Consider the following 16,750-nt stretch of genomic DNA (forward strand, 5'->3'; position numbering starts at 1 on the left):
GCCCCGGCCAAGGCCAGGGTCCTTGTCAGCTTATGTCAGGCCTTGCGGCGGATCAGACGAAATACATCGTCATCCATTCGCAGATCAAAGCGGGCTTGTCCTCGCCCTCGATCTCGATCGTGATCTCGTTGGTCTGCTGCCACTGGCCGGGGCGCTTCTCGACCATTTCGAGCTGCTTGTAATGGGCGCGGATGCGCTTGCCCGAACGGACCGGATTGATGAAGCGCGTCTTGTTGCCCCCGTAATTGACCGCCATCTTGATCCCGTCGAGCCGCGGCACGTCGCTGTTGGCGGTGAGGTAGGGGATCATCGACAGCGTCAGGAAGCCGTGCGCGATGGTGCCGCCGAACGGCGTCATCTTGGCCGCTTCCTCATTGACGTGGATGAACTGGTGGTCGCCCGTCGCTTCGGCGAACTGGTTGATACGTTCCTGGCTCATCTCGACCCATTCGCTGGTGCCGAGCTGCTCGCCGGTCTTTGCCTGCAATTCTTCGGGGCCCATCGGTTTCTCCTCGCAACTGGTTTTGTCGCAAGGGCCATAGGCGTGGCCGCGCGGGTTGTGCAATGCGAATTACGCGGAGGTGAAGGCTCCGGGCGCCCCGCCGAGCCCCTGCTGCTGGCTCGGACGCAGCGCGGTGCGGACCGGCACCGCTTCGCCACGGATCCGCTTGGCATAGCTCCACAGCGCGCACTGGATCCCGATCACGATCAGGATGAAGGGCTGGTAGGCGATCCCGACGAAGGCCGCGCCGGCCAGGAACACGATCTGCGTCTGCTGCAGCGCGAAGGCGAGCGGAGAAATCCATCCATGGGGTGCCCCTTCCTCGTGCGCGCGGCGCCACTCGCGCCGGAGGCGCTGCATGTGGATGATGCCGAGCGCCTGCAGCAGCAGCCAGATGAACAGGCCGAACCAGCCCTGTTCGCCGAGCATCTCGAAATAGGAGGAATGATAAGCGCGCGATTCCTCGGTGATCTCGGTGGTGGTGACGACGGTGGACGGACCGCTCTGTTCGACCTCGCGCGTGTCGTAGGTGAAGCTGTTGCCGCGATAGGCGTCGAAGCCCCCGCCCATCGGATTCTCGATCACGTAGTCGACCGTCCACTTCCACACCATTATCCTGGTCGAGGCGGATTGATCGGACTGGTAGTTCTGGATCGTGCCCATCCGGTCGGTGAAGCTCGACGGAAGGAACGGGAGTGCGATCAGCAGGCCCAGACCCATCATCGCGGCATAGAGCACGCGGCGCTGCATCTGGAGAAGGACGATCAGGCCGAGCACCGCCATGCAGACGAGGCCGGTCCGCGCCGAGGTCCCGATCGGGATCAGCAGGCAGGAAAACACCAGCCCGGCCGCGAACAGCTTCACTCGCCAGTCGCTGGGGAATATCGTGCCATGCTTGGCCAGCCAAAGCACCAGGGGGATCATCGACACCGCGACCGCCGAGATGATCGAGCCCTCGTAGAGCCCGGTATTGTCGTCGACGAGGAGGTGGAGCACACCGTAACCGCCGCCGCCGAGCACCGTTTTCACGCCGCCATTGATGACGATGACGGAGACCGAGAGGACGAGGAACAGCACCACCGCCTCGATCCGCAGTCGGGTGCGCATCGTCAGCGGCAGGAAGGTCGCGAACAGCAGGGCCTTCCACACCCACGCCCATTTGTCCCACGCCGAATCGGGGAATTCGGCGAGGATCGTCGTCATCCCGCAATATCCGAGCAACACCACCATCAGGAACTGGCGCAGGCCGAAGCGCGAATCCCGCTTGTCGTCGAACGCCAACCAGCCGCCGAAGGCGAGCACGAATGCGATCAGCGACACCGGGATCGAGGGCAGGATCGACCAGGCGATCTTCTGCGGGGCGACGATATCGATGTAAAGATAGACCAGCACCCACAGGAATGGCCGCCTCAGCCCCAGCGCGAAGACGATCAGCAGGAAGGCCGTGAGGAACAGGCTGCTAAGCACCGCCGGGTTCTCCGTCTTCGCCTCCGGTCGGCGGATCGGAATCGAGATCGTCGCGGAAGACCAGTCGCCAGACCATTACCACCATCAGCCCATGAGTGAGGATGAGGGTCGCGATGTTTACCATGGTTTCGTCCCTCCTCCGGCCTGTTCGGAGCCCAGCGCGAGATGTGCGATAACCGCTTTTGGTTGATGCGCCCTTAAGGTTTGGGCCCTAGCATAGTGCGATGACCCGCGTGCTCCACATTCTGGATCATTCGCTGCCGCTGCACAGCGGGTATACGTTCCGCACGCGCGCGATACTGAAGGGCCAGCAGAATCTCGGGCTCGACGTGCGCGCAGTGACCGGGCGGCGCCATTCGCTCGAGGGACCTGCCGAGGAAGCGATCGAGGGTCTCTATTTCCATCGCACGCCGGGGACGTCGGCCGGACCGCCATTGTGGCGCGAATGGCGCGAGATCTCGGCCCTCGCGCGGGTGATTGGCGAGGTGTGCGACGAGTGGCGGCCCGATATCCTGCATGCGCATTCGCCGGCCCTGTGCGGCAGCGCGACCCAGCGCGTCGCGGCCGCGCGCGGCCTGCCCTTCGTCTACGAGATCCGCGCCTTCTGGGAGGATGCCTCGGTCGGGAACCTGACCGGGCGAGAGGGCAGCCCTAAATACTACCTCACCCGCGAGCTCGAGAACCGCGTGGTCGCCGCGGCCGACCGGGTGGTGACGATCTGCGAGGGGCTGCGCGGGGACTTGTCGAAGCGCGGCTATGACCGCGACAAGATCGACGTCGTGCCCAATGGGGTCGACCTGTCGCTGTTCGGAGAGGCGGCCGCGCCCGACCCGGGTTTGCGCGACAAGCTCGAACTGGGCGATGGGCCCGTGATCGCCTTCATAGGTAGCTTCTACGATTATGAAGGCCTCGATACGCTGATCGACGCGATGCGCTGGCTGCTGGCGAAGCATCCCGATGCGCGGCTGCTGCTGGTCGGTGGGGGCCCGCGCGCCGCCGCGCTCGAAGCGCAAGCGGCGGCCTCGCCCGCCGCCGAGGCGATCCGCTTCGTCGGGCGCGTGCCGCACGCAGAGGTGCCACGTTACTACGCGCTCGCCGATATCATGGCCTATCCGCGCAAGAGCAGCCGGCTGACCGACCTCGTCACCCCCCTGAAGCCCCTCGAGGCAATGGCGCAGGACAAGATCGTCGCCGCTTCATCGGTCGGCGGGCACCGCGAACTGGTGGAGGATGGTGTGACGGGCGCGCTGTTCGCGCCCGATTCGCCCGAGGCGTGCGCCGAAGCCCTCTCGGGACTGCTCGACCACCGCGAGACCTGGCCCGCCCTGCGCGCGGCCGGCAAGGCTTATGTGCGTGCACACCACGACTGGGCGAAGAATGCCGCCCGTTACGAAAAAATTTACCATAGTCTTTTAGCCAGTAAGGCAAGGTAAGAGGATTCATCCGGTATTTCCGACTCGCGACAGGGGCGCGCCGGGAATGCGACAGGAAGGGGCAGGCAATGGCAGGATCGACCAGGAGCATCACGCAACACCCGCTGTTTCCGGCGCTGGTGACGATGTGGTTCGGTGCCACCTTCGGGCTGTGCAGCCTCGTGATCGGCAAGCCGACGCTCGAATCCTGGGTGATCGCGACCGGACTGCCCGAATATCTCGCCGCCGCCCGTCCGCCGCTCGGTTCGACCGCGCGCGTCCTGCTGGCCCTCGCGGCCTGCGGCGTGGGATCGTTGCTCGGCCTCGCGCTCGCCGCGATGCTGGTGCGGGCCAAGTCGCCCGAACACGGCGCCGAAACGCCGATCGCGGAGGAGGCCGATAGCGAGGCAATCGTGACCGATGGCCTTTGCGACGCGTTCGCGACCGATTCGGAGCCGGAGGAGGAATCCGAACCCGAGATTGCGATCGTCGGGACCGACCCCGAACCGATCGAGACACCCGATCCCGATGCACTCGCGCCGTTCTTGCGCAGTGAATCGCCCGACCGGCCCGTCGACAGCAATGCGCCGCGCGCACCGTTCTCGGTGTTCGACGAACTCGGGCCCGATGCCGGGATCGCCCCGGTCGAGGTCGGGGAGCCGGAACACGACGAAATCGAGCAAGCGGACGCGCCGACGAGCGATCATCCGCTCGTCGACCTGCGCGCCACCGACGGCCCGACCGAGGATCACCAGCGCGAAGAGGAAGAGGACGTAGCGCCCGATTTCGCAGGCTCGCCGCCGCTTCCGAGCAATGTCCATGCGATCGATGCCGCCCGCCTCGCGCAGCACGGCCTGCCAACCCGCTTCGCCAATGATTCCGAGCCCGCGCCCAAGCCTATCGACCCGTCGACCGAGACTGTACCGGCGCCGACCGTCGAGGACGAAGACCTCGGCAAGCTCTCCTACCTGCAGCTCACCGAACGCCTTGCGAAGGCAATAGCGAAGAACCCGCACCCCCCTGCCAGCTTACGGCCTCGCGGCGCGGTGGGCGGGGCCAGCACCGCCGTCAACAGCCCGGGTCTCGAGCGCCTGCGCCGGGTCCACGCCCGCACCGCGCCCGCCAATGAGAGTGCGACGCCCGATGCCGACCAGATTCGCGATGCGCTGTCGGACCTGCGCAATATGGGCGGCGCGGCCTAGCCTCCTCCGCTATCGGCGCGCTTGACACAGCGCGCCACGCCGGGATCGTCCGCCAGCCGCTTCAGTCATGGCGCGCCCCAGTCGATCGTCCCGCGGCCGTGCGCTTCGAGAAAAGCATTGGTACGGCTGAAGGGTTTCGACCCGAAGAACCCGCGATGGGCCGACAGCGGGCTCGGGTGGGGCGACCTGAGCACGAGGTGCGGTCCGTCCTCGCGCAGCGCATCGATGCGCGCTGCCTTGCCCTGCGCATGGCCGCCCCAGAGGATGAACGCGGTCGGCCGGTCCGATCGGGCAACCGCAGCCACCACCGCATCGGTGATCGCGTCCCAGCCCTTGCCCGCATGGCTTCCCGCCTGCGCCTGTTCGACGGTGAGCGAATTGTTGAGCAGCAGCACTCCCTGCCGGGCCCAGTGCTCGAGCGATCCGGTGGCGGGCGGCGCGACGCCGAGATCGTCGGCGAGCTCCTTGTAGATGTTACGCAGGCTCGGCGGCAGCGCGACACCTTCCGGCACCGAAAAGGCAAGTCCGTGCGCCTGGCCGGGGCCGTGATAGGGGTCCTGCCCGAGGATCACCACGCGCACCTCGTCGTGAGGCGTGAAGTCGAGTGCGGCGAGGCGCTGTCCGCGCGGCGGATAGATGGTCTTGCCCGCCTGCTCTTCCGCCGCGAGCCATCCGCCAAGCCGTCGCGCTTGCGGGGTCGCGAGCACCGGTTCGAGGACCGGGGCCCAGCTGGCGGGGATCTGTTCCTGTCCCATGCTGTTAGGGAATACCCCTCGTTTCCGGCCATCGCCAGCGCGCGCTCGTGCTTGCCTGCGGAAAAGGCAGGGCGTAGGGCCACCCCCATATGGCTATTCACTTTCATGAAGAAGACCTCCCCGAAGGCGTCCTCGAAGGCACCGGCCCGCTCGCGGTCGATACCGAGACGATGGGCCTGATCACCCGCCGCGACCGGCTGTGTGTGGTCCAGATCAGCGACGGCAGCGGCGACGAGCATCTCGTCCGCTTCAAGCCGGGCAGTTCCTACGATGCGCCGAACCTCAAGAAGGTGCTCGGCGATACGAGCCGGGTGAAGCTCTATCACTTCGCGCGCTTCGATCTCGCAGCGATCGAGTATTATCTCGGCGTCACCGCCGCGCCGGTGTTCTGCACCAAGATAGCGAGCAAGCTGACGCGGACCTACACCGATCGCCACGGGCTCAAGATGCTGGTTAGCGATTTCACCGATCACGAGATCTCGAAGCAGCAGCAAAGCTCGGACTGGGGCGCGCCCGAGATCAACGAGGCGCAGCGCGAATACGCTGCCTCCGACGTGCGCTTCCTGCACGAACTCCACCGCGTGATGGTCGAACGGCTCGAACGCGAAGGTCGCACCGAGATCGCGCAGGCCTGTTTCGACTTCCTGCCCACCCGAGCGCGGCTCGATTACATGGGCTGGGACGATCACGACATCTTCAGCCATGCCTAGGAACGCCCGCTCCTGATGGCGCGCGCGGTCGCCTCTTCCAGCCGCGCCGCCGATCGCGCCCGCGCCGCGCGCCAGGAATGGGCGCAGCCGGGCGGATTCCACGATCGGCTGGTCAAGCTGCTCGGCTGGGCATTGCCCGCCGCCGCCGGAGCGGTGGCCGCGGTGATGATCCTGTCGCCGATCGCGCCGCGCAACGAGATCAGCTTCCTGCTCGATCGCAACAAGGTCGCCGTGACCGACCAGCGGCTGCGGGTCGAGGATGCGATCTATCGCGGGGCCGACGCGCAGAATCGGCCCTTCTCGCTAGTGGCTGAAAGTGCCTCTCAACGCAGCGCCACTGTGCCTGAGGTCGAGATGCGCGGGCTGGTCGCCAAGATCCTGCTCGATGACGGCCCGGCCGAGCTTTCCGCGCCCGACGCGCTGTTCGATATCGAGGACAGCCGCGTCGACGTCGACGGCACGGTCCGCTTTACCGCGAGCGACGGCTACACGCTGTCGGCCACCGGGATTTCGATCGACCTGATCGACCAGATCGTGACCGGGACCGGTGGTGTCTCGGGCGTGATTCCCGCCGGTACCTTCAGCGCCGGCTCGATGCGGGTCGACCTGCAGGCCCGCACGCTCCGGCTTTCGGGCCGCGCGAAATTCCGAATGGTCCCTGGCCGATTGAGGACACCATGACCAAACACCTTTATCTTCCCGCCCCGCTGCGTATCGCGCTGCTCGCATTCGCGGCCGTGGCACTTGCCATGTTCGCCGCGCCGCAACTCGTCGCGCAGGTTATCGCGGGGCACAATTCGAACGCCCCGGTCGAATTCGACGCCGACAATTTCACGCTCGACGACCGCGCCAATCGCGCGGTGCTGTCGGGCAACGTCGTGATCACCCAAGCCGGGCTTACGATGCGCGCGCAGCGCACGATCATCGATTATTCCGACGCCGGATCGCTCCAGATCAACCGCATCACCGCGACCGGCGGGGTGACGGTGACGCGCGGCAACGAATCGGCACGTGGCGGGGTCGCGGTGTACGATTTCTCTCGCCGGATCATCACCATGGCGGGTGGAGTAGCGCTGCGCCGCGGCGGCGATACGCTGAATGGCGGGCGGCTCACGATCGACCTGCGCAGCGGTGTCTCGAGCATCGGAGGCGGCGCGAGCGGCTCTGCCGACGGTCCAGCGACCACCACCAGCAATGGACGGGTGAGTGGCAGCTTCACGGTGCCCGACGGGGATTGAGCACCGAGGTCTGGCGGACGCCAGACCGCACCGGCGTCAGCCGGACGAAGAGCTCCTACCTCCCCCGCGCGGCGTGCCGGGCGATCTGGGTGAGCGCCTGTGCCAGCAGCACATCACCATCCTGGCTGCGCGCGAGCAATTGCTGGTGCAGTTCCATCATCCGCCCCACCAGCCGGTCGAGCGCGGGGCCGCGCCAGCGTGATAGCTGGTCGGTCAGCTCGGCCTTGTCCTTCCAGAACACCCGCCGCGCCTGGCTTTCGGCCTCGATGAAGGCGGGGATCGACTGGCGCGGGCCGAGCCGCGAGGCCAGTTGGGCGAGCTGCGCCACGCGGCGCTCGAAGGCGAGCAGCACGCCGACCGCGTTCATGCCGGTCTGGCGATAGCGCTCGAGCTCGTGCGCGAGCCGGTCGGTCTTGCCCGAAAGCACCGCCGTGACCAGCGGGTTGAATCCGTCATCCTCGCTCGCCGCACAGACCGCATCGTAATCGGCCTCATCGACGCTCTTGGGCGATTGCGGTGAAGCATCGAGATATAGCGCGAGCTTCTCGACCTCGCTGCGCGCAAGCCTTGCATCGAGCCGCACCGCCCCGGCGATCCGCTCGGCCAGCGCGGTGGGCAGGCGAAGGCCCGCGGCATCGGCCATCTGGCGGACTTCGCCTGCGAGCGAGCGCAGGTCGGGAGGGTAGAACATCGTCACCACCCCGTCGGCCCGCTTCTCTATCAGCTTGGCGGTGCGGGACTTGTCGGTGGCCGAGCGCGCGACGATCACCACCGGCGCGGCGCCCTCCTCCTGGTCGAGCATCAGTTCGAGCGCGTCCTTCGCTTCGTCGCCGGTGACGCGAAGGTAGAGGTGGCGTGATCCGCCGAACAGCGAACTCGAGACCGCCTCATCGGCGATCCGTACCGGATCCGATTTCACTTCGCTGCCCGAGAACTCGATCCGCTCCCCGGCATCGGGCAGTGCGGCGATCAGCTTGTCGGCGGCGGCGCTGGCCCCGCCTTCGTCGGGTCCGCAGAGGAAGAACAGGCGGCAATCGCGCGCCAGTTGGGGGGCGCGGCGCGCGAATTCGCCCGACTTGACCTTCATTCCTCGTTACGCAGCGCGAGCGCCACGCGGGTCACGATCCGGTCTGCCACCTCGACCGCGAGGTTTTCGAGCGCGGTCTCCTCGGCCGCGATGGTGGCGTAGTCGCTCGACACGACATCGATCCCGGCATCGTATTCGGCGCTCGCATCGAGCACGATTTCGTCGCTCGCGAGATCGACCAGCTGGTAGCGCGCACGCAGGGTGCGACGTTCGCGGCCGATCGATTCGTCGGACAGCAGGCCGAGCCCTTCGAGACGGTCGTCGAGGCGCACGTCGAGGCGATAACGCGGCAGTTCGCTGCCCGCCGCGCTCAGCCGGTCGTTGAGGGCATTGCGGACGAGCCAGCCGGCGCGGCCCGGGATCTCGGCAACTTCGATCGTGGCCAGTCCCGCTTTCGTCGCCCCGCTTTCGGTGCCGTAGAGCGGCTTCATCCCGCAGGAGGCGAGCGCGAAGGCGAGGAGCAGGGCGGCGACGAAACGCATCAGACGACGATATTCACCAATCTGTCGGGCACGACAATCACCTTGCGCACTTCGGCCCCGTCGATCGAGCGCTGCACCTTTTCGGATGCGAGCGCCATGGCTTCGAGCTCGTCCTTCGGCGCGCCCTTCGGCGCGGTCAGCGTGTCGCGCAATTTGCCCTTCACCTGAACCGCGATGGTGACCTCGTCGTCGACCAGCAGCGCTTCGTCCACTTCGGGCCATGCGGCATCGGCGATCAGTCCGCCTGCGTCTTTGGCAACGCCCATCTGCGTCCAGGCCTGTTCGGCGAGGTGCGGCATCATCGGGCCGACCAGCAGCGCTAGATGGCGGATCGTCTCGCTGCGCGTGGCCGAGGGCTTGGCCTTCTCGACCGCGCCGGTCAGTTCGTAGATCCGCGCGACCGCCTTGTTGAAGGCGAGCGCCTCGATATCGTCGGCCACCGCGGCCACCGTCTGCGCACCCTTGCGCGCGAGATCCTTGTCCTCGCCCTCAGCCGCGGCGTCATACTGCCCGAACAGCCGCCACAGCCGCTGGGTGAATCGACCGCAGCCCTCGATGCCCGCGGCCGACCACGGCAGGTCGCGTTCGGGCGGGCTGTCCGACAGCATGAACCAGCGCACCGCGTCCGCGCCGTACTGGTCGACGATCGCATCCGGATCGACCGTGTTCTTCTTCGATTTCGACATCTTGATGACGCGGCCGATATCTACCTCGCCGCCATCGTCGTTCAGCGTCGCGCGCTCTGCCTCGCGGCTCACTTCGGTGGGCGCATAATAGACGGTGCGACCGTCGACTTCGCGCGAATAGGTCTCGTGCGTCACCATGCCCTGCGTGAACAGGCTGGCGAACGGTTCCTTCACCTCGATCTTGCCACAATGGGCGAGTGCACGGGTCCAGAAGCGGGCGTAGAGCAGGTGCAGGATCGCATGCTCGATCCCGCCGATATATTGTTCGACCGGAAGCCACTTGGCGATTTCTTCGGGGTCGAAGGGGCGATCGTCGGGCTGGCTCGCGAAGCGCAGGAAATACCACGAGCTATCGACGAAGGTGTCGAGCGTGTCGGTCTCGCGCTGCGCCTTGCCGCCGCAACCGGGGCAGTCGACATGCTTCCAGGTGGCATGGCGCTCAAGCGGGTTGCCCGGGGTCTCGAAGTCGACGTCCTCGGGCAGGGTGACCGGCAGCTGATCCTTGGGCACGGGCACGATGCCGCAGGCCTCGCAATGGATGAAGGGGATCGGCGTGCCCCAATAGCGCTGGCGGCTGACGCCCCAGTCGCGCAGGCGCCACACGGTCTTGCCTTCGCCCCAGCCGCCATTCTCTGCGCGGGCGATGACCTCGGCCTTGGCTGCCTCGACCTCCATCCCGTCGAGGAAGGACGAATTGACGAGCACGCCTTCGCCGGCCTCGGCCTCCCCACCGAACGGCTTGTCGGCCTCGTCGGCACTCGCCGCGACGACGCGCGGGATCGGCAGGCCGTACTTGGTCGCGAATTCGAAATCGCGCTGGTCGTGGCCCGGCACCGCCATGATCGCGCCGGTGCCGTAATCCATCAGCACGAAATTCGCGATGAACACCGGAAGGTCCGCCCCGGTGAAAGGGTGCTTCGCGGTGATCCCGGTGTCGTACCCGAGCTTCTCGGCCGTTTCGACCTCGGCCGCCGTGGTGCCGCCCTTCTTGCACTCGGCGACGAATTTCTCGACCTCGGGATTGCCGAGCATCACGCTCTGCGCGACCGGGTGATCGGGCGCGACGGCGACGAAGCTCGCGCCGAAGATCGTGTCTGGCCGCGTGGTATAGACCGGCAGCTTGGTCCCGTTCGACAGGTCGAAGCTGAACTCGAGGCCCTGCGACTTGCCGATCCAGTTCTCCTGCATCAGCCGGACCTTGTCGGGCCACTTGACGAGGCGATCGAGTCCCTCGAGGAGTTCGTCGGCGAAATCGGTGATCTTGAGGAACCATTGCGAGAGCTTGCGCTTCTCGACTTCCGCACCCGAGCGCCAGCCCTTGCCGTCGATCACCTGCTCGTTGGCGAGCACGGTCATGTCGACCGGGTCCCAGTTGACCGCGCTTTCCTTGCGGTAGACGAGGCCGGCTTCGTAGAGGTCGAGGAACAGCGCCTGTTCGTGGCCGTAATATTCGGGGTCGCAGGTGGCGAATTCGCGGGTCCAGTCGAGCGCGAAGCCCAGGCGCTTCAACTGCGCCTTCATGTTGGCGATGTTGTCGCGGGTCCAGCCGCCCGGATGGACGCCCTTTTCCATCGCGGCGTTCTCGGCCGGCATGCCGAACGCGTCCCACCCCATCGGGTGGAGCACTTCGTGGCCGCGCATCTTCTTGTACCGCGCCAGCACGTCGCCCATCGTGTAATTGCGGACGTGCCCGATATGGATGCGTCCGCTGGGATAGGGGAACATCTCGAGGATGTAGCTCTTGGGCTTGTCGCTATCGCTGTCGGCGTGGAAGGTGCCGCGCTCTTCCCACACGGTTTGCCAATGTCCGTCGACGCTGGACGGATCGAATTGTTCGGTCATTCAAAGCGCCCCCAAGACGCGGGAAGTCAGCCCCCGACGGCGCTGCGGCGCAGGTCGCGGGCCTTGGTCAGGATGATGTCTTCGAGCTTCTGGATCGTCGCGGCCTGGACCGGGGCGTCGACCCACTGGCCGCCGGCGGCGACCTGGCGGCTGGCGGCGACACGAATCGCGTCGGCGCGCAGGTCCTGGTCGAGGATCGAGACGGTGATCTTGACCCGCTCGGCCGAATTGTTCGGATTGGCGTACCAATCGGTCACGATCACCCCGCCGGCGCTGTCCGCCTGGAGCAGCGGCGCGAACCCGACCGTGTCGAGCGCGGCACGCCAGAGATAGGCGTTGACGCCGATCGTGGTGACGTTCGACGCGGCGAGATCGGCCGCGGGGCGATCCTGTCCGCCGCCGCAGGCGACCAGCGCGAGCGAGGACATGCCGATCAGGGCGGATTTGGCGGTAAGGGTGATGGCCCGGTGGCTCATGTATCGATCCTGTCTTGTCGTGGCGTCGATCCCGCACATCGTCGGGCAACGTTCCCTGCCTCTATAGTCCCGGGCGCGGTCGCGGCAAGGGTTGCGGCGCGCCGAATCGCTGCTGCGCCGTGCGCAGGGAAACTTTCCGCAGCGCCGCACGTCTGCTATAAGCAAAGCGTTCCGCGCCTGACTGCGGCGTTAATGCGACGCTCAGCGGCATGGTTCGATGGAAGGATTCGATGAACCAAGGCTCGATTCTCGGTGGTCCGAACAGCATGCTCGTGCTTGGCGGCGCGGTCGCGCTGCTGTCGATTCCGAGCGCGATCCTCGGGTTCTCGGCCGGCTTCGATCCCGCGAGAGTCGCGGCTTCGGCCCAGAGCGGGCTCGATTCGCTGTCCGAGGACGTGCTCGATCCGGCCGATGCGCGCACCGTGATGCTGCGTTCGCTGACCCGCACTTCGCGCGGTTCGGATCTCTTCAACGTCACCCCCGGTCGCGGCGAGCCCGGTTCGCGCCGCGCAAATGCCGTGGCGGTGCGGCTCGATGCCGCGACGGCGCGCGCCTTGCAGGTCCGCTCGGCCGCCGATGCGGCGGGCACAGCCTCGCCGATGCGCATGTCGCAGACGGCTTACAATCTCACCCTGCCGCGCGGTACCAAGGGGCTGGCCGACGGGGCTGTCGGCCTCGCGCGCCCGGCCGACCAGCCGCTCGCAGACCTGCAGGCGTTCAAGCTTTCGCCCGGCGCGAAGGAAGATTCCTCGCGTTTTTCGACGCGTCTCCAGATCGACGAACAGCAATCGGCGGGCCGTGCGCCGAGGACCTTCACCGGCGATGGCGAGGCAATGGTCGATGTCGGCGGTTCCTATCGGCTGTCGAGCTCGGTCGCGGTGACCGCGGGCGTGCGCTATACGCAGGCCGATCGCGAACGGCTGGTGCCGATCACCGGCGGGCTCAAGGATGACCAGGCGGTCTATGTCGGGACCAGGCTGAAATTCTGACGCGCCTGTGTTCGGGCGCTTGCCGTCCGTGACCGCTTTCCTTCGGCAACCCCAGCCATCGCAACCGAAAGTCCCTTGCGTCGAACGCGCCGCAGCGTCACGACTGGTGCGACAAGCGGGAATACCCCGTCGCAAGCGGAGAGGACTGGATTATGGCGCGCGTGGCTATCGTTACCGGCGGAACCCGAGGCATCGGCGAGGCGATCAGCCTCGCGCTCAAGGAGCAGGGGCGGACCGTCGTCGCGAACTATTGCGGTAACGACGAGCGCGCCAAGGCGTTTTCGGATCGCACCGGGATCGCGATCGCGAAATGGGATGTCGGCGATCACGAAGCCTGTCTCGCCGGCTGCGTGAAGGCCGCGCAGGATCACGGCGAGATCGATATCGTGGTCAACAATGCCGGGATCACCCGTGACGGCACGCTCCACCGGATGAGCTGGGACGACTGGAACGAGGTCATGCGGGTCAATCTCGGTGGCTGCTTCAACATGGCCAAGGCCTGTTTCCCCGGCATGCGCGAGCGCAAATGGGGCCGCATCGTCAATATCGGCTCGATCAACGGGCAGGCGGGGCAATACGGCCAGGTGAACTACGCCGCAGCCAAGTCCGGCATCCACGGTTTCACCAAGGCGCTGGCGCAGGAAGGCGCGAAATACGGCGTCACGGTCAACGCGATCGCGCCCGGCTATATCGACACTGACATGGTCGCCGCGGTGCCCGAACCGGTGCTCGAAAAGATCGTCGCCAAGATTCCCGTCGGCCGGCTCGGTCACGCCGAGGAGATCGCCCGCGGCGTAGCTTTCCTGACCAGCGACGACGCCGAATTCGTCACCGGCTCGACCATGAGCATCAATGGCGGTCAGCACATGTATTGAGGTGGCGGGGGCGGACAGCCGGTAGCGATAGGTCAGGTCAGTTCGACGGGATCAGCGTGATCTCGGTCTGCCGTCCGTCGAGAAAACGGACGGTCTCGCCGTCGAACCAGGCGTCTTCCTCGGTGCGGAAATCGACCCGTTGGCCGTCCCATTCGGGCACTCGCGAATAGGAGGTCAGCTCGATCGACCAGGCGGTTTCGGCGCGCACCGGGCCCGCGCCGCGCGGATCGGCGGACTGGTTGTCCCAGAAGCCGATCGCACTGCCCGCGCCGTGGCCATGGAGGCCGATCGGATGCGAATAGATCGACGGGTCGAGCCCTTCGGCCAGCGCCTTGCGGCGGGCCTCCGCCAAGATCACATTGCCGCTCGCGCCGGGGACGAAGGAATCGACCAGCAATTCGCGCACCCGGTTGGTGCTCGCCATGCCGCGGCGCAGCCCTTCGGGCGCTTCGGATTCGCCCGGACGGAGGACATAGGCGAGATGCTGCGTATCGGTGTTTAACCGCAGATAGGTCAGCCCGAAATCGGTCCATAGAAGATCGCCCGGCTGGATCACCGTATCGCCGCTCAGCATGCCTTCCTCGCCGCGACGCTGGATCCCGACCGAGGGATGGAACCACGGCTCGAGGCCGTGCTGGGAGAGCCGCTCGCGCATCCACCAGCGCACGTCGTCGGCGGTGGTCTCGCCCGGGGTGATCACCTGGCGTGAGAACGCCTCGCCGATGATCGCATGCGCGATCCGGACGATGCCCGGGTAGATCGCCAGCTCGGTAGGCGTGCGAGTCTCGAGCCAGCGGGTCGCCAGCTCTTCGCCCGATACGATCCGGCCTTGCAGGCGCTCTGGCAGCGCGGCGGTGAACAGCCGGTACTGGCTTAGCGTCATCCCGTCCCCGAAAGCGCGGAAGTCCGAAAAGTTGATCGCGATCTTCTCCGGATCGCGCGCGGCGATGATCTCGGCCACCGCCTGCCACTGGTCGGGCTGCTCGGCAGGATCCCAGCTCGGCTCGAACAGGCCCGCTAGTCCGTAGCGGCTCACGGTCAGCCGTTCGATCGGCTGGCCGTCGCCGGGATCGTGGAAGATCAGGATCGTCCGCCGCCGCGCCGCCATGCTCTGCGCGTCGAGCATGCTCTCGACCACCGGCTCCTCGAAATATTCGCGTGCCATCAGCAGCCACAGATCGATGCCCTGTTCGCGCATGATCACGGGCATGATCGTCTCGAGCCGCTCGGCGAGGATACGGTCGATTACCTCCGCCCGATCGCGCAGCGGCAGGATCTCGGGCATGTCGGGATGCGGCTCTTCGGCCTCGCTCATCGGAAGGATGGGCGGGGCGGGATCCTGCGGCGCCGTGTTGCCGGAGGCCGGGACCGAGGCCAGCAGCGCCAGTGCGAGGCCCGAGCCTGCCAGTGTCGTCCAAGCGTGCATGATGCGTTTCCCTTCCCTCAAGCCGTCGCCCACTGCTTCGTCACTCGCGCCGATCGCGTCAATGCATCCCGCTCAGCAATCGGCACGCGCCCCCTGCGCCGCACCCGAATGCATTTCGACGGTGGCGTGATCGACGTGGTATTCGTCGCGCAGGATGCCCTTCGCCTCGCGCTTGATCGCCTCGGGGTCGCGGTCCGCGGCGGTCGTGATTTCGAGCGTGATTACCGGCCGTTCCTGCGTGACCGACCAGGCGTGGATGTGGCCGACATGCTCGACCCCGTCGATCCGCATCAATCGTTCGGCGAGCTCGCGCCGGTCGAGATGGTCGGGCGCGCCTTCGAGGAGGATATGCCCGCTTTCCTTCACCACCGCCCAAGCCGAGCGGAGGATGATCAGCACCACCAGCATCGACAGCAGCGGGTCGATCGGGGTCCAGCCGGTGAAGATGATGACCAGCGAGGCGACGATTGCGGCAATCGAGCCGAGCAGGTCCCCCGCGACATGCAGCGCGGCGGCGCGAACGTTGAGGTTGTCGCTTTCACCGCGGGTCAGGACGATGAAGGCGAGGATGTTGACCACGAGCCCGCCCACCGCGACCCACAGCATCAGACTGCCGAGCACCTCGCCGGGCGCCCGCAGGCGCTCGATCGCCTCGTAGACGATCCACGCGGCGATCGCGAACAACGAGAGCCCGTTGACGAAGGCCGCGAGCACCGAGAACCGGTCGAAACCGTAGGTCCGCTGCCAGTCCGCCGGGCGTCGCGCGAGGCGGAAGGCGAGCCAGGCGAGCACCAGCGACGCGAAATCGGTCAGCATGTGGCCGGCATCGGCGATCAGCGCGAGCGAGCCCGACACCACCCCGCCGACGACCTCGGCGATCATGAAAGCCCCGGTCAGCCCCGCGGCGATCGCGATCTTCTTCTCGTTCTTCGGTACGTGCGAGTGATCGTGACCTGCGTGATTGCCGCCCAATGCGCTGTCCTTCCGGTTCGAACTGCACGTGTCATAACCGCGTATCTCCGGCTTGTCTGCGCAAGTGGCAGGGCTTTCGCACGGGCCCGGGCGGGTCTAGGCATCGGCGCATGGCCGATCCGTCATCCTATCACCCGCCGCTCAAGCGCTCGGTCGAGATCGCCGGGCACAAGACTTCGATCAGCCTCGAGCCAATATTCTGGGACATGCTGCGAGACGCCGCTGCGCGCGCGGATGTGCCGATCAACGCGCTGGTCGCGCGGATAGACGAACAACGCATCGCCAGCGAGACGCCTCCCGGCCTCGCCAGCGCGATCCGGGTGTGGCTGGTGCTGGATATGAAAAAGGGCGACGCCGCAGCGCCGCCCTCCTGAATCTCGGTCCTGCCCGATCAGTAATTCGCGGGCGGATCGCTGGCGGGGAAGCTTTCGTCGCTTTCCTCGTCGGTCTTGTTCCAAGCGCGGCGGGGCTTGTCGCCGACCGACTCGGGCCCGGCATTGCGGAACTGGCCTTCGGGTTCGCCGTCGGCGAATGCGACGCCGTTGCGATCGAGTTTCTGCTTCTCGTAGAATTTGTAGCCGACATAGCCCAGCGTCCCGAGCGCGGCGAGTTTCAAAAGTCCCATCATC

At 66.5% G+C, this 16,750-nt stretch carries 19 protein-coding genes; 8 read left to right on the forward strand and 11 right to left on the reverse strand.

Annotation, left to right across the window (positions count from 1 at the left end):
- Nucleotides 1-52: 52 nt before the first annotated feature.
- From T8S45_RS12650 to T8S45_RS12660, 3 genes are all read right to left on the reverse strand, one after another.
- Nucleotides 53-502 carry a MaoC family dehydratase gene (locus tag T8S45_RS12650; protein ID WP_322293983.1) on the reverse strand — a complete coding sequence of 150 codons (450 nt, stop codon included), beginning with the start codon at nucleotides 500-502 and terminating at the stop codon, nucleotides 53-55.
- Nucleotides 503-571: 69 nt separating this feature from the next.
- A complete protein-coding gene (locus T8S45_RS12655) occupies nucleotides 572-1,969 on the reverse strand; it encodes a putative O-glycosylation ligase, exosortase A system-associated (RefSeq protein ID WP_322293984.1) in 1,398 nt (465 codons plus the stop codon).
- Nucleotides 1,962-2,093 carry a hypothetical protein gene (locus T8S45_RS12660; protein ID WP_268235606.1) on the reverse strand — a complete coding sequence of 44 codons (132 nt, stop codon included), beginning with the start codon at nucleotides 2,091-2,093 and terminating at the stop codon, nucleotides 1,962-1,964. The genes T8S45_RS12655 and T8S45_RS12660 overlap by 8 nt, the downstream gene beginning before the upstream one ends.
- A 100-nt stretch (nucleotides 2,094-2,193) precedes the next feature.
- Between T8S45_RS12660 and T8S45_RS12665 the strand changes: the two genes are divergently transcribed.
- Both T8S45_RS12665 and T8S45_RS12670 read left to right on the forward strand, forming a co-directional pair.
- Entirely contained in the window at nucleotides 2,194-3,402 is a 1,209-nt protein-coding gene (locus T8S45_RS12665) for a TIGR04063 family PEP-CTERM/XrtA system glycosyltransferase (protein ID WP_188640811.1), read from the forward strand.
- A 68-nt stretch (nucleotides 3,403-3,470) separates the two neighbouring features.
- Complete coding sequence (locus T8S45_RS12670; protein ID WP_322293985.1) at nucleotides 3,471-4,583, forward strand: hypothetical protein; 1,113 nt, start codon at nucleotides 3,471-3,473, stop codon at nucleotides 4,581-4,583.
- 65 nt (nucleotides 4,584-4,648) lie between these two features.
- Here T8S45_RS12670 and T8S45_RS12675 read toward each other — a convergent pair whose 3' ends face one another.
- Nucleotides 4,649-5,338 (reverse strand): uracil-DNA glycosylase, encoded by a 690-nt coding sequence (locus T8S45_RS12675; RefSeq protein WP_188640813.1) that lies wholly within the window; start codon nucleotides 5,336-5,338, stop codon nucleotides 4,649-4,651.
- An 89-nt stretch (nucleotides 5,339-5,427) separates the two neighbouring features.
- Here T8S45_RS12675 and T8S45_RS12680 point away from each other — a divergent pair, with 89 nt between their 5' ends.
- From T8S45_RS12680 to T8S45_RS12690, 3 genes are read left to right on the forward strand one after another with little or no spacing between them, the layout of a single operon-like run.
- Entirely contained in the window at nucleotides 5,428-6,048 is a 621-nt protein-coding gene (locus T8S45_RS12680) for a ribonuclease D (RefSeq protein ID WP_188640814.1), read from the forward strand.
- Nucleotides 6,049-6,063: 15 nt separating this feature from the next.
- Nucleotides 6,064-6,729: an LPS export ABC transporter periplasmic protein LptC gene (locus tag T8S45_RS12685; RefSeq protein ID WP_322293986.1), complete on the forward strand. Its 666-nt coding sequence runs from the start codon at nucleotides 6,064-6,066 to the stop codon at nucleotides 6,727-6,729.
- Nucleotides 6,726-7,286, forward strand: a complete 561-nt coding sequence (locus T8S45_RS12690; RefSeq protein ID WP_322293987.1) for an LptA/OstA family protein — start codon at nucleotides 6,726-6,728, stop codon at nucleotides 7,284-7,286. The genes T8S45_RS12685 and T8S45_RS12690 overlap by 4 nt, the downstream gene beginning before the upstream one ends.
- A gap of 55 nt (nucleotides 7,287-7,341) precedes the next feature.
- Here the strand turns inward: T8S45_RS12690 and holA are convergent, their stop codons facing one another.
- From holA to T8S45_RS12710, 4 genes are read right to left on the reverse strand one after another with little or no spacing between them, the layout of a single operon-like run.
- Complete coding sequence (gene holA, locus T8S45_RS12695; protein WP_322293988.1) at nucleotides 7,342-8,373, reverse strand: DNA polymerase III subunit delta; 1,032 nt, start codon at nucleotides 8,371-8,373, stop codon at nucleotides 7,342-7,344.
- Nucleotides 8,370-8,855, reverse strand: coding sequence for an LPS assembly lipoprotein LptE (lptE, locus tag T8S45_RS12700; RefSeq protein ID WP_322293989.1), 486 nt, complete (start codon nucleotides 8,853-8,855; stop codon nucleotides 8,370-8,372). The genes holA and lptE overlap by 4 nt, the downstream gene beginning before the upstream one ends.
- Nucleotides 8,855-11,383: a leucine--tRNA ligase gene (gene leuS, locus T8S45_RS12705; RefSeq protein WP_322293990.1), complete on the reverse strand. Its 2,529-nt coding sequence runs from the start codon at nucleotides 11,381-11,383 to the stop codon at nucleotides 8,855-8,857. Before leuS ends, lptE begins: the two co-directional genes overlap by 1 nt.
- Nucleotides 11,384-11,409: 26 nt before the next feature.
- Nucleotides 11,410-11,859 (reverse strand): DUF3576 domain-containing protein, encoded by a 450-nt coding sequence (locus T8S45_RS12710; protein ID WP_188640820.1) that lies wholly within the window; start codon nucleotides 11,857-11,859, stop codon nucleotides 11,410-11,412.
- Nucleotides 11,860-12,089: 230 nt separating this feature from the next.
- Here T8S45_RS12710 and T8S45_RS12715 point away from each other — a divergent pair, with 230 nt between their 5' ends.
- Both T8S45_RS12715 and phbB read left to right on the forward strand, forming a co-directional pair.
- Nucleotides 12,090-12,848 carry a hypothetical protein gene (locus T8S45_RS12715; RefSeq protein WP_188640821.1) on the forward strand — a complete coding sequence of 253 codons (759 nt, stop codon included), beginning with the start codon at nucleotides 12,090-12,092 and terminating at the stop codon, nucleotides 12,846-12,848.
- A 152-nt stretch (nucleotides 12,849-13,000) separates the two neighbouring features.
- On the forward strand, nucleotides 13,001-13,723 hold the full coding sequence (phbB, locus tag T8S45_RS12720) for an acetoacetyl-CoA reductase (protein WP_322293991.1): 723 nt from the start codon (nucleotides 13,001-13,003) through the stop codon (nucleotides 13,721-13,723).
- Nucleotides 13,724-13,760: 37 nt separating this feature from the next.
- Here the strand turns inward: phbB and T8S45_RS12725 are convergent, their stop codons facing one another.
- Together T8S45_RS12725 and T8S45_RS12730 are read right to left on the reverse strand one after the other, a co-directional pair.
- Nucleotides 13,761-15,149, reverse strand: coding sequence for a M24 family metallopeptidase (locus T8S45_RS12725; protein WP_322293992.1), 1,389 nt, complete (start codon nucleotides 15,147-15,149; stop codon nucleotides 13,761-13,763).
- Between the two features lie 72 nt (nucleotides 15,150-15,221).
- Complete coding sequence (locus tag T8S45_RS12730; protein WP_322293993.1) at nucleotides 15,222-16,121, reverse strand: cation diffusion facilitator family transporter; 900 nt, start codon at nucleotides 16,119-16,121, stop codon at nucleotides 15,222-15,224.
- 110 nt (nucleotides 16,122-16,231) lie between these two features.
- Here T8S45_RS12730 and T8S45_RS12735 point away from each other — a divergent pair, with 110 nt between their 5' ends.
- Nucleotides 16,232-16,495: a ribbon-helix-helix domain-containing protein gene (locus T8S45_RS12735; RefSeq protein WP_188640825.1), complete on the forward strand. Its 264-nt coding sequence runs from the start codon at nucleotides 16,232-16,234 to the stop codon at nucleotides 16,493-16,495.
- 17 nt (nucleotides 16,496-16,512) lie between these two features.
- On the opposite strand, the gene T8S45_RS12740 is transcribed toward T8S45_RS12735, so the two are convergent.
- Nucleotides 16,513-16,749 carry a hypothetical protein gene (locus T8S45_RS12740; protein ID WP_308419690.1) on the reverse strand — a complete coding sequence of 79 codons (237 nt, stop codon included), beginning with the start codon at nucleotides 16,747-16,749 and terminating at the stop codon, nucleotides 16,513-16,515.
- Nucleotide 16,750 lies beyond the last annotated feature (1 nt).

The organism is Pseudoblastomonas marina, assembly GCF_034374265.1.
GTDB lineage: Bacteria > Pseudomonadota > Alphaproteobacteria > Sphingomonadales > Sphingomonadaceae > Alteriqipengyuania_A > Alteriqipengyuania_A marina.

Coding starts and splice junctions, on each gene's coding strand:
- T8S45_RS12715 (WP_188640821.1), top strand. CDS start 12,090: ATGAACCAAGGCTCGATTCTCGGTGGTCCGAACAGCATGCTCGTGCTT.
- holA (WP_322293988.1), bottom strand. CDS start 8,373: ATGAAGGTCAAGTCGGGCGAATTCGCGCGCCGCGCCCCCCAACTGGCG.
- T8S45_RS12710 (WP_188640820.1), bottom strand. CDS start 11,859: ATGAGCCACCGGGCCATCACCCTTACCGCCAAATCCGCCCTGATCGGC.
- T8S45_RS12650 (WP_322293983.1), bottom strand. CDS start 502: ATGGGCCCCGAAGAATTGCAGGCAAAGACCGGCGAGCAGCTCGGCACC.
- T8S45_RS12685 (WP_322293986.1), top strand. CDS start 6,064: ATGGCGCGCGCGGTCGCCTCTTCCAGCCGCGCCGCCGATCGCGCCCGC.
- T8S45_RS12735 (WP_188640825.1), top strand. CDS start 16,232: ATGGCCGATCCGTCATCCTATCACCCGCCGCTCAAGCGCTCGGTCGAG.
- T8S45_RS12725 (WP_322293992.1), bottom strand. CDS start 15,149: ATGCACGCTTGGACGACACTGGCAGGCTCGGGCCTCGCACTGGCGCTG.
- phbB (WP_322293991.1), top strand. CDS start 13,001: ATGGCGCGCGTGGCTATCGTTACCGGCGGAACCCGAGGCATCGGCGAG.
- T8S45_RS12675 (WP_188640813.1), bottom strand. CDS start 5,338: ATGGGACAGGAACAGATCCCCGCCAGCTGGGCCCCGGTCCTCGAACCG.
- T8S45_RS12680 (WP_188640814.1), top strand. CDS start 5,428: ATGGCTATTCACTTTCATGAAGAAGACCTCCCCGAAGGCGTCCTCGAA.
- T8S45_RS12690 (WP_322293987.1), top strand. CDS start 6,726: ATGACCAAACACCTTTATCTTCCCGCCCCGCTGCGTATCGCGCTGCTC.
- lptE (WP_322293989.1), bottom strand. CDS start 8,855: ATGCGTTTCGTCGCCGCCCTGCTCCTCGCCTTCGCGCTCGCCTCCTGC.
- leuS (WP_322293990.1), bottom strand. CDS start 11,383: ATGACCGAACAATTCGATCCGTCCAGCGTCGACGGACATTGGCAAACC.
- T8S45_RS12660 (WP_268235606.1), bottom strand. CDS start 2,093: ATGGTAAACATCGCGACCCTCATCCTCACTCATGGGCTGATGGTGGTA.
- T8S45_RS12665 (WP_188640811.1), top strand. CDS start 2,194: ATGACCCGCGTGCTCCACATTCTGGATCATTCGCTGCCGCTGCACAGC.
- T8S45_RS12670 (WP_322293985.1), top strand. CDS start 3,471: ATGGCAGGATCGACCAGGAGCATCACGCAACACCCGCTGTTTCCGGCG.
- T8S45_RS12740 (WP_308419690.1), bottom strand. CDS start 16,749: ATGATGGGACTTTTGAAACTCGCCGCGCTCGGGACGCTGGGCTATGTC.